The 14,435-nt window shown below is 59.2% G+C and carries 11 protein-coding genes; 4 read left to right on the forward strand and 7 right to left on the reverse strand.

What is annotated here, in order from left to right; genetic code table 11:
• Nucleotides 1-33 precede the first annotated feature (33 nt).
• Both K8U03_18075 and K8U03_18080 read left to right on the forward strand, forming a co-directional pair.
• On the forward strand, nucleotides 34-1,479 hold the full coding sequence (locus tag K8U03_18075; GenBank protein MCE9606798.1) for a PAS domain-containing protein: 1,446 nt from the start codon (nucleotides 34-36) through the stop codon (nucleotides 1,477-1,479).
• Nucleotides 1,480-2,113: 634 nt separating this feature from the next.
• Nucleotides 2,114-3,190 (forward strand): Mrp/NBP35 family ATP-binding protein, encoded by a 1,077-nt coding sequence (locus K8U03_18080; GenBank protein MCE9606799.1) that lies wholly within the window; start codon nucleotides 2,114-2,116, stop codon nucleotides 3,188-3,190.
• A 10-nt stretch (nucleotides 3,191-3,200) separates the two neighbouring features.
• Here the strand turns inward: K8U03_18080 and K8U03_18085 are convergent, their stop codons facing one another.
• From K8U03_18085 to K8U03_18100, 4 genes are all read right to left on the reverse strand, one after another.
• On the reverse strand, nucleotides 3,201-3,713 hold the full coding sequence (locus tag K8U03_18085; protein MCE9606800.1) for a hypothetical protein: 513 nt from the start codon (nucleotides 3,711-3,713) through the stop codon (nucleotides 3,201-3,203).
• Nucleotides 3,714-3,896: 183 nt separating this feature from the next.
• Nucleotides 3,897-4,538: a tRNA (guanosine(46)-N7)-methyltransferase TrmB gene (trmB, locus tag K8U03_18090; GenBank protein ID MCE9606801.1), complete on the reverse strand. Its 642-nt coding sequence runs from the start codon at nucleotides 4,536-4,538 to the stop codon at nucleotides 3,897-3,899.
• Between the two features lie 79 nt (nucleotides 4,539-4,617).
• On the reverse strand, nucleotides 4,618-5,148 hold the full coding sequence (locus tag K8U03_18095) for a beta-hydroxyacyl-ACP dehydratase (GenBank protein ID MCE9606802.1): 531 nt from the start codon (nucleotides 5,146-5,148) through the stop codon (nucleotides 4,618-4,620).
• 462 nt (nucleotides 5,149-5,610) lie between these two features.
• Complete coding sequence (locus K8U03_18100) at nucleotides 5,611-9,600, reverse strand: tetratricopeptide repeat protein (GenBank protein MCE9606803.1); 3,990 nt, start codon at nucleotides 9,598-9,600, stop codon at nucleotides 5,611-5,613.
• A 401-nt stretch (nucleotides 9,601-10,001) separates the two neighbouring features.
• Here K8U03_18100 and K8U03_18105 point away from each other — a divergent pair, with 401 nt between their 5' ends.
• The gene (locus K8U03_18105; GenBank protein MCE9606804.1) at nucleotides 10,002-10,931 is read left to right on the forward strand and encodes a hypothetical protein; all 930 of its coding nucleotides are present in this window, start codon (nucleotides 10,002-10,004) and stop codon (nucleotides 10,929-10,931) included.
• Between the two features lie 144 nt (nucleotides 10,932-11,075).
• Nucleotides 11,076-12,371 carry a polysaccharide biosynthesis/export family protein gene (locus tag K8U03_18110; protein MCE9606805.1) on the forward strand — a complete coding sequence of 432 codons (1,296 nt, stop codon included), beginning with the start codon at nucleotides 11,076-11,078 and terminating at the stop codon, nucleotides 12,369-12,371.
• Nucleotides 12,372-12,392: 21 nt separating this feature from the next.
• Here the strand turns inward: K8U03_18110 and K8U03_18115 are convergent, their stop codons facing one another.
• From K8U03_18115 to K8U03_18125, 3 genes are all read right to left on the reverse strand, one after another.
• Nucleotides 12,393-13,121, reverse strand: a complete 729-nt coding sequence (locus tag K8U03_18115) for a tetratricopeptide repeat protein (protein ID MCE9606806.1) — start codon at nucleotides 13,119-13,121, stop codon at nucleotides 12,393-12,395.
• 481 nt (nucleotides 13,122-13,602) lie between these two features.
• Nucleotides 13,603-13,800, reverse strand: coding sequence for a cold shock domain-containing protein (locus K8U03_18120; GenBank protein MCE9606807.1), 198 nt, complete (start codon nucleotides 13,798-13,800; stop codon nucleotides 13,603-13,605).
• Between the two features lie 240 nt (nucleotides 13,801-14,040).
• Entirely contained in the window at nucleotides 14,041-14,325 is a 285-nt protein-coding gene (locus K8U03_18125; GenBank protein ID MCE9606808.1) for an antibiotic biosynthesis monooxygenase, read from the reverse strand.
• Nucleotides 14,326-14,435: the final 110 nt, after the last annotated feature.

Consider the following 14,435-nt stretch of genomic DNA (forward strand, 5'->3'; position numbering starts at 1 on the left):
GTCTCTTTGCATTTCGCAGCATACAATAGGCGCATGCCTCCACGCGGCGCACTCAAAGAGCTAGGGCGTCTGTTCGACGCGATGCCGGATCCGATCTACGTGATCGACGATCGACGTCGGATCGTGTATCTCAATGCTGCTTGCGCCGAATGGGCCAGCGCATCCGTCGAGGAACTGATCGGCCGCGAGTGCCGCTATCGTTCCGATGCCGAGCCCAACGTCGATCGACTTACCGCCATCGCCGACGCACTCTGTCCATCGCCCGAGGCAATGTTAGGGCGTTACACGATCACGGAAATCGTCCTACCCCAATCCGCCGGCGACGCGCCGAGCTCGCGGCTCGCGCACTTTCTTCCGTTGGGTTCCGCAACGTCCGGCATCGCGACCGTCGTCGCATGGTTTCCCTCTGCGGAAGCGGTCGCTGAAGAACAAGCGGAACGACTACGCAAGGAGTCGGAATCGCAACGGCTTCATGTGCTCACGGCAAAAGTTCGTCGCGACGCCGCCTTGCGCTACGCGTTGGGCAGGCTGCTCGGCGATAGTCCGGCGATGCGTCGTGTTCGCAGCCAGGTCGTCGTGGCAGCCGGCGTCGGAGCGTCGCTCTCGATCGTGGGTCCGGCAGGAAGCGGCCGCGCGCATGCGGCTCGCACCGTGCATTATCATCGCGCCGCATCGAACGATGCCGGTATGCCGCCGGCCGCATTGACTCCGTTGGCCGCAGAGAATTTAAGGCCGGGGTTGCTGCAAGAAACGATTTGTGGTCTCTCGCGCGAGGCGCAGACCTCGGGCCGAGCGAGCACTTTATTGCTTACCGACGTCGACCGCTTGCCGCTCGACTCGCAAGCGGAATTAACGGGCTACTTTCGACTCGGCGACTTACCGCTGCGGATTATTTCGACGTCTCAAACCGCCTTGGAATCCGTTGCACGCAACAATAACTTCCGAGCCGATCTGGCCGCGTATTTAAGTACGCTGACGATCGAGATTCAGCCCCTCGCGTCACGCCCGGAAGATATCGGCCTGCTCGCGCAATCGTTTTTGGAAGAGCTCAACCTGGAAGAACATCGGCAACTCGCCGGCTTCACTCCGGAAGCGCTCGATCGCTTGCTCCGTCATCCGTGGCCGGGCGAAGCTCGTGAACTGTGTGACCTCGTTGCACAAGCTTGTGCCGCCGCGGAAGGACCGTTGGTCGGCGTCGACGACTTGCCTCGTCGCTTGGCGCTTGCAGCAGACGCGGCACGCTTCGCTCCGCCGCAAGACGAAGCGATCGTGTTGGATGATTTTCTTGCGGACATCGAGAAACAACTCATCGAACGGGCCATGCATCGAGCCCGCGGTAACAAAACCTTGGCAGCCAAGCTGCTCGGCTTGCCGCGGCCTCGGTTGTACCGTCGCATGGTACAGCTCGGGCTGGAAGTCGGCCCGGTCGTCTTCGAAGAAATGAACGAGTCGAGCGAAGATTCTCCCCCGAAGAAATAGCTGCCGATTTCAACGCAGATGCGGCCGCGCTTGGCCGGTTGTCAACTCTCGGAGCGGCATCTAAACTATCTCGGCACGGACTTATCTCACGGATTAAAACTCACGGAGATGCGCAGTGCATCCGATTCCGCTGGTGATTTGCGAACGAACCGGCGACTGGGCCGAAGCGTTTCGCCGAGCCGCGGAAAGTTTCGGCGGGCATGCGACTTTGCGAACGATCGAAACTCGCTCGTCGGCAGAGTGCCGCCGGCGACTTTCCGAACGACGATCCACATCGGCCGGACTACCGCTCTTGATCGAGTTGTCGATCGGCGGGGGGAGCGAAGTCTGCGAATTGTTGGCTTGGCATGCGCGCCGCTTCGGAAACGCACCGAGGATGGTCGTTGCATCCCGGGGGTTTGTCGATTACGAAGTCGTGATGCGCGAGGCGGGAGCCACGCTCTTCGTCGCGAGTTCGCGTGATCTGCGATCGTGCGTCGCAGAGTACTTACGATTCCGCGACGATCCAGCACACGTACCGCTTGAAGATGAAAGAACGATCCCCGCACGGCTTCGCGATTCACTCCCCTGGGAACCGCGAAACGAAGCCGTTTGACTCCTCCCTTACATACATTTTTAGATTGCGATTTCGATTATGGGTGCCGCTCCTACCGCTGCCGAAGTGCTTGCGACCTTGTCGGGAATTCAAGATCCTGAGACGGGGCGCAATGCCGTACAACAAGGGCAGCTTCGCGACGTGTCGATCTCGCCGGAAAGCATCGGGGTTACCTTTGCGCTGACGACCCATTCGGCTCCGCTCCGTCGACCTGCGCGGGAAGAAGTCGAACTGGTTCTGCGCTCGAAGTATCCGAGCTATAAGGTCGAGGTTCGTGATGCCGTTCACGATCGAGCCCCCGTGGCGCTCGGCGAGATCGGCCTGACGGCGAAGACCGTGATTGCCGTCGGAAGCGGCAAGGGAGGGGTCGGCAAGAGCACGATGGCCGCGGGAATCGCCTTCGGATTGCATCGCGCGGGCTGCAAGGTCGGGCTACTCGATGCCGATGTTTACGGCCCCAGCGTGCCGCACCTGCTCGGCTTGAAAGGCCGGCCGGAGATCGTCGACAAAAAGATCCAAGCGCACGAGCTCGAAGGGATGAAAGTCATGTCGATCGGCTTCCTCGTCGAAGCGGGCGAACCGATCGTATGGCGCGGACCGATGCTGCACGGCGCCATCTCGCAGATGCTCCGTGACACGAACTGGGGCGCGCTCGACTATCTCATCATCGACATGCCGCCGGGCACGGGGGACATCGCCCTGACGCTTTCCCAAATCCTACCGCTGTCGGGCTCCGTGATCGTCTGCACGCCGCAAGATGTGGCTCTGATCGACGCCGTGAGAGCGATCGCGATGTTTCGCAAGGTCAACATCCCGGTCCTCGGCCTGGTCGAGAACATGAGCTACTTCTTGTGCCCTGATAACGGCAAGCGCTACGACATCTTCGGCAACGGCGGCGCGAAGCGCAAGGCCGAAGAACTCAACGTGCCGTTTCTCGGCGAGGTGCCGATCAACATTCAGATTCGGATCAACGGCGACGAAGGAAAGCTCGCGGGTAACTTCTCGAACGTCGATACCGAGCCGTTCTTTCAAGCGGTCGTCGAGAAGCTCGTGCGACAGTTGAGCAATGCCGTGAAGGTTGCGAAGCCGTTACCGTCGCTTTCGGTTCTGAAGTAGGCCGCGCCGGCTAAGCGCCTGTGTCGATACCGACGGCACCCGACGCTTGGACGAGTGCGAACTTGCGGATCCATTCGAGTTGTCGATTCTTTTCGGCGACTTCTTTGTCTGCGGCCATGAGATCGGAAGCCGAGACGCTCGGCTTCTGTGCCCGAAGCGCATCGCGCGCGGCGGTGCTTTGAGCCAGCTTTTTCTCCAGCATGCTCGTCAGATCGACAGGCTGATCGGAATCGATGCCGTCTTGCTCTAAATCCGCACGGACTTTGTTGAGATCACGGAGATCGATATCCGTGATTTCGCCGGCACCATGCAGTTCTTGCGCAAGATCACCCAACTCGCGAGGCGTAATCGCCGAAACGTCGTAGCGCGATAGGATCTCGTGAAACTCAGCGCCGCCGGTAGTGCCTCCCGTAGCCTTGGGCCGGTCCAAGGCGGCGATCGGCGAGCTGCTTCCTGAAGATGGATTCGACTGCCCGAGCGAGAGCGGATTGAGCAATTGCTTGGCGATACCGTTGATCTGCATCGGAGCACCGTCGCGTGAGGAAGTTGTATTCCTCACATGTAATGCAACGGACGTGCCGAATGTCGCCGTGCGGCGCGCAAGCAGCTACTTCTCGGGAAAGACGAACGTTTCGCGATCACAGTTCGACGAAAAGGCTTCTGCCGGCGGCAAAAGCAGCGCGTCCGACGAGCTAATTCGGCGCGTCTATTCCGCTTTGCGAAACTCGCTGCGGTACACCGGCAATTCGTTGCGCCGCGTACGTCGTTCGAAGTGTGTTCTATAATCGAGCTCATGCTCGGCAAGCTTTTCTTGAACGGGAAGGGGCCCGATCAGGGCCGTTTGTGCGATCAACTCCAGCGACGAGAGATAGTATTCCTCGACGTCGGTCCAGAAATGCAGCGAGCCGCCGGGAACCAGCACCCGTTGAACATCGACGAGAAACGCTTCGTTGACGACGCGCCTTTTCTTATGGCGGGCCTTCCACCATGGGTCGGGAAAGTAGACGTGGACGGCAGCGATGCCCGCGGTCGGCAAGAACTCCCGAAAGAGCCGCAAGCCGTCGCCTGAAATCATAGCGGCGTTCGCCGCGCCGGCCTTCACAAGCTGCGCTGCGCAATGCGCGGCGTATTTCTTCGCGACTTCCACGCCGAGAAAATTTCGTTCGGGTGCCGAAGTCGCCGCATGGCTAATGAATAATCCTTTGCCGCTTCCCATCTCGACTTCCCACGGGGCATCGCGCCCGAACAAAGCGGCACCGCTCAAAGGCGGCGTGAGTTGCTCAAGCGTATAAAGATGCTTCGAAAGATCGAGTTGCGGGTTCAGCTTTCGCAAGGCGCGACGAGCCATCGGATATCGACTCTCTTGTGGGATCTGGGAAAGCGATCGATAGGAGCTCGGCAAAAGCGCATCGGCGCAAGGAGCGAATTTACGGTTGCTGCTTCGAGGTCGCGGCAATGAGGTCGTCGGCCGGAAGGGCGATTCCCAAGATTTCGCCTTCGCCTACGAGGTTCTGATTCACAAAGGCTTGAAACCGGCTCGTCACTAACGAGCCTTTGCGAACCTTCGTCAATTGCGTAACGACCACCAGCCGCTGCCCGGGCTGCACGACTCCGCGGAATCGCACATCGTTCATCCCGCCGAAGCCTAAGGTCGCATTGCTGCCGAGCAAATTGTTGCGCTGCGAAAAGAAGCTACAGAGCTGCGCCGCAATCTCGCACATGATCACACCCGGCAAGAGCGGCATGCCCGGCATGTGGCCCCGAATCCAGAACTCGTCGGGTCCGAGATCCTTATAACCGACGGCGATCAGCTTGACTGGATCTTCGTGACAGACGCAGGTGAGCTGCTCCATCTCGAACCGCTGCCGATTGTATCGACGTATGGCTTCCAGATCGGCGACCACGCGATTGACGTCGAATTCCGAAAAATCAATGATCAGTTCTTTTGATTTCGCCATCTTAGAATTCTCCGACATCGCACGACCGCGGCGCGCCGCTATCGTGCATGCATCCGATCTGATTTCCGACGTAGCCGCCGTCGGCTCGTAGGCGACCGTGTGAAAACGGCCGAGGAAAGCGCATACCTTCGCAGCGAAAGCCGCCTACCGCTCAGGTCGTTCAGTCGAGCCGGCGGCAACTCCAACAATCGCGGAGACCTTACTTAGGTCTTCACGACACGGCGCTTCGCGCGACGGGCCTTAGCGTTGGCAGGGCGAGCGCCGTGGTTCGCTTTTTTCAACTTGTGGTGCGGTTTCGTCATGTCACATTCCCTTACTTTGCAGCTCTAAAAAATCGACAAGCACATAGGTTAGCATGGGTGCCGATTGTCGCAAAGGTGTCCGACCCCCGTTTTACCGCAGACCCACGAAAAAACCCGACGATTCGCCGCCAAAACAGGGGCGACGTCGGGTTTCGTCGGCTCAGCGAACGATCGTCGGATCGAGCTCCAAGGCTCGGCGACGATCGGCTTGAGCGTTCTCAAACGCCCCTCGTTCGGCGTAGAGCCGGCTCCGTTCGAAATAGGCCTCGGCCGATTGCGGGTTGAGCTTAATGGCGATGCTCAACTCGGCCACCGCTTCGCGTGCGTTGCCGAGTTCCGAGTGTGCTTTGGCGCGACAAAGCCGAATCTCGGAATCTTGCGGTGCCAGGGCCACCGCCGCATCGAAATCGGCGAGCGAGCTGTCGCGATTGCGCAACAAAGCGTAAGCCATTCCGCGACGGCAGAGCGTAGCGACATCCCCAGGGTTCTTCGCCAGAGCGGTGGTGAAGTCGGAGATCGCTTCATTGGTCATGCCGGACGCTAAGCGAACATAACCTCGTTCGCTCAGCGTTCCTTCGTCGGTGGCATTCACGCGAATCGCCTCGTCCAGGTCGGCGAGAGCCTCGGGAAGTTTTCCCGACTGCATATGGATGGCAGCCCGCAATCGGAAGGCCTCGACATGGCTTGGATTGAGCCGCAAACCTACGCCGAGGTCTTCCAACGCGGCAGACGAATCACCGAGCTCCAGCGACGTCTTCGCGCGCTCGTAGTATCGCAGACTATCGCCGGGATTAACCGATAGCTCCTCGGTGAGTCGCTTGAGGTCCGTTTCCAACGTGGCGCGATCGCGAGCGGGTGCGCTCGGCAACTTCGCCGGCTCGGCTTTCGGAGCCTCGGCCTGGTCGCTGACCATCGCGGCATCCGTCATATCCACAGGTGCCGCAGGAATGGCAACCGGCGGCATGATCTCAGGCAAAGTCGGTTTCTCCGCCACCGGCTCCGTCGTTACAACCGGCGTTACCTTAGGGGAATCCATCGCCCGATCATCGCTCACGATCGCCGTGGCCTTATCGTCACTAACGATTGCCGTAGCCTTGTCGTCGCTTGCAATCGCGGCTCCGAGCGTCGAGAGCTTGCCGAGGTTCGTCGGTTCGGCCGGCGTCGGACGAGGCTCGCTGAACATGCCTTGAAAAGCCGAACGATCCGACGGCGTGGCAGGAAGGTCGGCGGTTGCCGAGCCTGACGGCTGCGGAACCGCAGGAGCTTCCGTAGCCGGCGGAGTAGCTTCGGGGGCCGCGTTCGGCGACTCCGATAACTTCGGCGACTCCGGCAGCTCCGGTTTCGGCTGCTCCGGCTTCGACTGCACGATGGAATCATCTCCGGCGAATGCCGTTGCGCCAGATAAGACCGGCTCCGGGACGGCCGCTAGTTCGGCATTTCCCATCGCATACTTCGGACCGGTCTTTGCCAAACTTGGATCCAACGCCAGCGCCGCTTCGCGGTCGGCTTTCGCTTCCGACATTCTGTTGAGCATCGACAAGCAGTGGCCGCGCTCGATGAGCGCGTGGGCATGCTGATCATCAAGGCGAATGGCGACCGTATAGTCGTCGCAAGCTTCCGTAAACTGTTGCGTAACGTATCGCACATGGGCCCGACCGTAGTAGCCGTTCGACAGGCCGGGAGCGAGCTTCACCGCTTGATTGAAGTCGGCGAGCGCTTCCGCGGTTCGATCGCTTTCCATCAGCAAATGCCCACGGCGGCAGAAGACCAGAGGATCGGTCGGGTTCATTTCGATGGCTTGCCGATAGGCCGCGAGTGCGCCGTTCGCATTCCCTTCGTTTTCCAGTTTCAAGCCGCGACGGTATTCCGTTTCGGCAATCAACATCACATCGGGAGCAACGACTACGGGGGCCGGCTGAGGGGCGACATTAGCCGGCGATTCCGGTTCGTCACCGACGATCACGGTCGCTCCGCCGTCAGGCAACGACTTCCGTGCGTCTTCGATCGCAGAAGCGATCCGCTGCTCGCTCTGAGAATCCGAAATTCTCGAAGGAAGTACGAAGCCTTGAGCTTGCCGACGCTTGAAGATTTCACTCGCCGACAATTCGATCGGCGATTCCATTTCACGCGTGGCGATGCGATCCGTCGCTTGGCTCATCGGCAGCTCGGCGGAAGGAACTGCTCCCACCGATGCGGGAGTTTGCTCGACCTCGACGGGAGTCGTGTTGGTGAGTAGGGGCGAAGTCGAAACGACGGCTTTCGGCATCGCGGCGATTGCCGCAGGAACGAGCGTCGCGGTTTCCGTCGGCAGTGCCGCAGCGATCGGGGCCGTAGGCAACGGCGTGCTTTCGCTCGCAGCACCTTGAGGTGGTTCGGTCGGAGCGGCAGCGGGTGTTGCTGCGACTTGCGCCGGTGCTGCTACGCTCGGCTCAACGGCAGGGGATACCGGAGTCGCTGCGGAGGCTTCCGTCGGCAACTCCATCGGCACGATCGGCGGCAACGCGACGATTTGAGCAGGCATCAAAACGCCAGGCTCGACCACAGGGGGTGCCGGTGTGAAAACGGGAGCAGGTGCCACGGTCGGTATTTCCATCGGCACGATCGGCGGTAATCCCGCCGCGGGCGCCGGCACCGCGACGAGAGGTTCAACTACTGGAGGCGCTGAAGGAACGGCGGCAACAGGAGCTTCCGCCGGCTTTTCCATAGGAGCGATGGGGGGCAATTCCGCAACTTGCGCCGGCATCGCGACGACAGGCATGGCCGCAGGTGGAGTAGGCGTAACTGACGGAACTTCGGCCGGCAGTTCCATCGGAACGATCGGCGGCAACGTTGCAACCGGCGTTGAGGCTGGCTGTGGCGGAGTTGTTCCGAGCGGCGCGGCCGACGGAGGAAGCGGAATCAATGCCGCGTCGGCGGCCGGCGACTCCGCCGGAGTCTTCGCAACAATCGTTGGAGGATTCGCCGCAGGAGCCGCTATCGAAGCTTCTACGGGAGTTGCACCGGGAACTAATTTCGCCGGCTCGGTTGTCGGCATAACTTCCGCAGCCATCGGCTCCACGTTCGGGTTCGTAGCAACCTCGGTCGCTTGAGGTGCAACTACCGGCGAGGCGGCGATCGCTCCCGAAGCGATATTCGGTTGTTTGTCGGTAGGTTGCTTATCGGTCGTCGAAGCTTCCGGCGCATTCCCGGGAACGGCAGACGGGGTCAAGCTCTTCGTCGTGTTGGCATCGGCGGGAGTTCGGCCTGGAGTGCCGACGGAGTTGTTTAACGGCGGTGTTGTTAAGTCTGGAATTTTCCCCGTCGACGGCATCGGGGAACTTTCGGTGACGCTCGTGCGCCGGTCCTTCGGAATCCCGCTACTCATGCCCGAGCCTTGCGGCAACGTAGTGGAGCCGGACGGCGACACGGTGCCGTCCTTAAGCCGGGAAGAGGAAGGAGGGGCGACGTCGGCGAGGATCGGATGTTTTTCGAAGGGAATCAATCGACCTTGCATTCTTCGATCGGCAGTCGTGTTCGCCGGCGACTCCTGCATGAGGTCGGTTGTGATCGGCGTCCGTTGAGGCGAGGCTCCGCCGTTCAATGAAACGACATTGCCGCTGAGCGAGCCGGCGGTGCTCGCCGTCACGACTTGCGAAACCTCGAGCGTCGGATCAAGACGTTTCGCCATCGCGATGCTCGAAGCCGCGGCCCGATCGTCGCCGATCAACTTCAAGGCTTGGCCGCGTAGGAAATGGACCCGCGCATAAGAAGGATCGATGCGCAAAGCCATCTCGAGATCGGGCATCGCTTCCTTGAGCTTGCCCAGCGACAAATTTGCGAAGCCGCGATAAGCGAACGCCTCGGCATGCGTCGGTTGCAAACGAAGCGCGAAATTGAGATCGACCAGGGCGCTTTCATACTGACCCAGTTCCGCGTAAAGCTTGCCTCGGGCGACATACGCTTGCACGAACTGCGGATTCAGGCGAAGAGCGTCGTTGAAGGCATCGAGAGCTTTGTTGCGGTCGCCGTTGGCTAAGTGGTAACGCCCGATGTGAAACGAATCGAGAGCTGCAAGACCGGCGTAGGCAGGCCGCGGTGCGCCGGACATAAGTCCCAATAGGCCGAGTATCACACCGGTCCATAGGAATCGTTTTCTGGCTTTACCGGTCACGGCAAATCTCCCGCTAGCACGAACTCAAGACGAATGCGCAGCCGATCCCGTAAGAATCGGATTAATGCTTATCTTCGGTAGAAGCCCTCCAGTCGATTCAGTTTCTTCAAGGGAAGTCAGGGAAATTTTAGCGACTAGCACCCTTCGTCCGTGCGTAACGATCGTAGCAGCGACTGCCGGCTCGACTCTGCAAGCATCGAACATAGGACCACCGACTAACCCGGTTGACCGTCGCAGCTTCTCCCCTCGTTACCGACCAACGAATTTGCAACTTCCTCATAAACGGAATAATCGAAGTCATCGGTGCAGTCCGAAGAAAGAAATAAGACCGACTTCGTTCGGCTCGCGCAGAGCGTGTATGCCGGCGACGCCCAACGACCAGATGTTCGGATGGAGTACCTATGCTACGGACCGTCATCGGATTCACGATCGGACTCGTCTTACTGACGACCGGATGCGCTGATTTCCAAGAGCTCTCGATCGAGCAACGCAATCGCAATGCGGCTTATTGCGCATGGAAACGTGTTCGTTGGGAATATCAGCAGCAAGGCGTTCCGTATCGAATTCGCGAGCATGTCGGGCGAGGCTTTCAACAGGGCTACTATGACGTATCGATGGGCAGTAGCGGACAAATCCCGCTGTTTCCTCCGAACGACTATTGGGGCGTGAAGTATCAAAGCGCAGAAGGAAGCGCTTATATCGGAGCTTGGTTCCGAGGTTATCAAGACGGCGCAATCGCCGCGGAGAAGGATGGCTTAGCGTCGTTTAATCAAATTCCATCCTCGTGGGCTCCTCCTGCAACACCTAGCGATCCGACGGGCGCTCTCACGCGAGGCGAGTTCGACGGAGATGAAATAGTACCGGCCGTTCCTACGATACCTCCGACGAACGGCCCTCCGCTGACGGTGCCGATGCAACCGGGACCGAACGAGCTCCCGCCGCTGCTTCAACCGGAGATGCCGGCCACGCCGCCGTCGCTGCCGCTACCGGTGCTTCCGCTGCCGACCGCTCCTAGCCCAACCGTTCCGGGTCCGGTAGTACCGAACCCCACAACGCCAGCGCCGACGGGCACGCCTGGGACGATGAAGCTTCCGCCGCCGCCCGGTGCGACCACAACTCCTACATTGAACCCTGCTACTCCGGTTCCGTCAGGCACTCGACCAGCGACAACGCCGGCGATTCCGGCGCCGGTTCCGACACCCACGAAACCACGCGACCCTATCGGCGGAAGACAAACATTGTTCTTCCCCGAGGTCTCCGACGTGCCTTCCGCTCAGCTTTCTCTTTTCGGCAGACCTGTTGAACCGAGCGCTCCCGAGGCCGCACGCTAACGCGACATAAAACATCGAACCAATAGACGACAAACCTCGCGACAGCCGGACTTGTCTCGACGTTCCAAAACACATTGCGAGCGATTGCTCGCCGTAGGCAGATACATCATGCAGATAAAAATTGCTCTTGGGGGATGTCACCCAATGTCGCACACACGATCGAAGACCCACGCTTGGGCATTGCTGGCAGCATTCGCCGGTGTCGCACTGAGCGGCTGCTCGAGCGTGGCGTTGAAAGGCGTGCCGGCCAATCGCTTACCGCGCTGGATTCTCGGCGAAGAACGAGCGACTCGGCAGCCCATCAATTTGATACGCTTGCGACAAGACCCGCCCGCCGTTTACCAACTCGGGCCTCGCGACGTTCTCGGCATCTACATTCAAGGTGTGCTCGGAAGCGAAGAAGTTCCGCCGGAAGTCCATTTTCCGACAGACAGCAAGCTTCCTCCCGCGCTTGGTTATCCGATTCCGATTCGCGAAGACGGTACGCTCGCGCTTCCGCTCATCGAGCCGGTCAAGATCACCGGCATGACGTTGTCGCAAGCCGAAAAGGAAATTCGCGACACCTACATCCGAGAAGGGATCTTAGTGCCGGGACGTGATCGAATCTTAGTGACCTTGATGCGAAAGCGAACGTATCAAGTGGTCGTCGTTCGCGAAGACTTAGGGTCGCAACAGTCGGCAGGGCAGGGGATTCTCCTCGCAGGTCCGTCGAAGCGAGGCAATGCCTTCACCGTCGACATGAACGCCTATGAAAACGACGTCATGCACGCGCTCGCCGCGACCGGTGGTTTGCCGGGTCTCGATGCGAAAAACGAGATCCTCATTCTGCGCGGAACGTTTGCCGACGCTCAATCGCGAACCGGCCTCATTCAAGACATGGTGAACTGCGGCCCGTATAACGGCGCAAGCGACTTGGTTCGCAGAAACCCCAACATCATTCGTATCCCGTTGCGTGCCGAGCCGGGACGCGAACTCGCACGACTTACGGAAGACGATATCATCCTGAACACGGGCGACATCATCTTCATCGAGACGCGTGAACGAGAGGTCTACTACACCGGAGGCGTGCTGCCCGGCCGCGAAATACCGCTGCCTCGCGATTACGATCTCGATGTTCTTTCCGCGATTTCGGTCGCCGGCGGAACCGTCGCGTCGGGAGCCGGCCAAGGGAGCTTCGGTCGAGGCGGCGGCGTAGGGGGCGGCAACGGATCGAGCAGCGGTGTGCTCCCTCCGACGCAGATCATCGTCATCCGCAAGCTGCCGAACGGCTCGAACATTCCAATCAAGATCAACCTCAATCGGGCACTTACCGACCCGAGCCAACGGATTCTGATTCAACCGGGCGACTACGTGTTATTGCAATACACGCCGTTGGAAATCGCCATCAACCAAGTGGTCGGCAGCATCAGCTTCAGCTACTTCCTGAATCGACTCCAGTAATCGCAAGCGAGACCAAGAAGCTTAAGTTCGACTGCGGAACAGCGGGCTCCACGAATCGATGGCCGATTTGTTGAGACCGGATGCCACGGCGGCGTCGAAGTCGCGTCGAGCGCGTACCGTCTCGCCTTGCATGAGATAGCCCAAAGCTCGCAACAAATGGGCATCGGGGATACCGGCCTTCACTTTGAGGGCCGCCGACGAATCTTCAACGATGTCTTTGGGGCGTCGACGATGGAAATTCGCGACGGCACGATTGAGGAGGGCCGCGAGGTGATCGGGTTGAACCGCCACGACTCGGCTGAAGTCGTCCACGGCGAGTCCATAATCGCGCTGACGGGAATGGAGATTGCCGCGATGCAAGTACAACTCCGTTTCCGACGGAGCTAAGCTAATCGCAATATCGAGCGCTGCCGCAGCTCGCGCGACTTCCTCCAATTGCAATCGTGCGACCGCTTCGAAAAAGAACGGGCGGAAGTCACGCGGATCCGCCTTCTGCGCCGTTTCGAAATGCGACACGGCTGCCGGCATCTTTCCTTGATTCAAGGCTTCCAGTCCGGCGCGCAATTCTCGCTCGAACGGCGACACCTTGCCTTTTTGCGTGCCGAGGTCGGCGAAGGCAAAGCGTAGATCTCCATCACGCGGCGAAAGACCGACGGACGACGAAGCGAAGCTTTCCCAATCGGAGTCTTGCGGCAATCTCGCAACCGTCGCTCCTCCATCAGCCATGGCCGGAAGAGATTCGACGCGCATGGTCGATAGGCTCGGCTGAGAAACTTCTACGTTCGGCAATGTAATCGCCGATCCGCCGGTGATCTCCGGAAGCGGCTGCCCCTCTATATCCGATTTTACGATCCGGGGCTCTTGCCTTCCGCAACCGGCAAGCATCGCGAGGGCCCAAAAAATCGCACGGCCGTTTCGGGTTTTCGCCATACTGCGGCTCGCCGCCATACCAACGAGGTCCTTGCACGAAAGGCAGATGTATACGTCTAGTATAAGCTCTGCTTCGTCGTCGGCAAAAGAATAGCCGGCGAAGAGAAGCTTCTACGCGAGCACTCGCCGATCCCTGCTGATTTCTCCGAGCAGCAAGCCGGCAAAAAACAAAAAAACCGAGCCGAAGAAATCTTTGACAGATTCTTCGGCTCGGTTGAGATCGCTTCGGTTCGAATCAGCTTAACGAAGATCGTTGAGCGCTCGAACTTGAGATACTACATGCACGTTCTAGCGCGAATCACTAGAGGGGCTTCACGTTTTCGGCGCAAGGGCCTTTCGGTCCGCGACCTTCCGTGTACGTGACCTTTTGTCCTTCGCGGAGGTCGTCGAAATTGACGCCCTGTACGCTCGACGAATGGAAAAACAGGTCCTTTTCGCTTCCGGTCTTGATGAACCCGAAGCCTTTGTCCGTCAACTTCTTGATGCTACCTTCGGCCATTGCGTTTCTCTTCTCTTCGTGATTGCTGGTACGGATGCCACCAAACTACAGCGTAGCCGGAGACCATCCAAAGAATGCCGAAGTCTACCCCACTTCTATGCCTTCTTGCAACACCGCAATCGGGACAAATTTGAAAATCGACTCCGAAAACATGTCGAGACGGACCAAAAACACCCTGTTTCACGCACTAAAAGTAAGAAATGCGCCTGAAAGGTCTCACACACCGTAGGGCGATGCCGCTTAATGCTTGTAGATCTTATGTTGCGGACGGCCCGAAAGAATCTGCTCTTTGCCCCAGGTCGTCACGTCTTTGAATGCCTGACTCCGTATGAAATCCAAGAAGGCTTGCTCTTCCGACCATTCGCTGGTGATGAGGTAAGAAGCGTCGTCGACGACATCTTTCCAAAGCGTCGAGCTCGTATGATTCGGAGCGGCTCGTAAGGCCTCGAGCACGGCAGCGAATTTCTCTTCGAAGTCTTTTTGCTTACCCGGAATAACGTGATAGTTCATGCCGACGGTGATCATGAGCGGTCTCTCTGCTTGAATAGGGGACGTCGCGGTGCATTGCGGCGAATAAAAATGTAGCGATAAAAAAACGGGAGGGGCGACCGTAAGGGCACCCCTCCCGCAATGTC

It is taken from the genome of Planctomycetia bacterium, from assembly GCA_021413845.1.
Lineage (GTDB): Bacteria > Planctomycetota > Planctomycetia > Pirellulales > PNKZ01 > PNKZ01.

Coding starts and splice junctions, on each gene's coding strand:
- K8U03_18075 (MCE9606798.1), top strand. CDS start 34: ATGCCTCCACGCGGCGCACTCAAAGAGCTAGGGCGTCTGTTCGACGCG.
- K8U03_18080 (MCE9606799.1), top strand. CDS start 2,114: ATGGGTGCCGCTCCTACCGCTGCCGAAGTGCTTGCGACCTTGTCGGGA.
- K8U03_18085 (MCE9606800.1), bottom strand. CDS start 3,713: ATGCAGATCAACGGTATCGCCAAGCAATTGCTCAATCCGCTCTCGCTC.
- trmB (MCE9606801.1), bottom strand. CDS start 4,538: ATGGCTCGTCGCGCCTTGCGAAAGCTGAACCCGCAACTCGATCTTTCG.
- K8U03_18095 (MCE9606802.1), bottom strand. CDS start 5,148: ATGGCGAAATCAAAAGAACTGATCATTGATTTTTCGGAATTCGACGTC.
- K8U03_18105 (MCE9606804.1), top strand. CDS start 10,002: ATGCTACGGACCGTCATCGGATTCACGATCGGACTCGTCTTACTGACG.
- K8U03_18110 (MCE9606805.1), top strand. CDS start 11,076: ATGTCGCACACACGATCGAAGACCCACGCTTGGGCATTGCTGGCAGCA.
- K8U03_18115 (MCE9606806.1), bottom strand. CDS start 13,121: ATGCGCGTCGAATCTCTTCCGGCCATGGCTGATGGAGGAGCGACGGTT.
- K8U03_18120 (MCE9606807.1), bottom strand. CDS start 13,800: ATGGCCGAAGGTAGCATCAAGAAGTTGACGGACAAAGGCTTCGGGTTC.
- K8U03_18125 (MCE9606808.1), bottom strand. CDS start 14,325: ATGATCACCGTCGGCATGAACTATCACGTTATTCCGGGTAAGCAAAAA.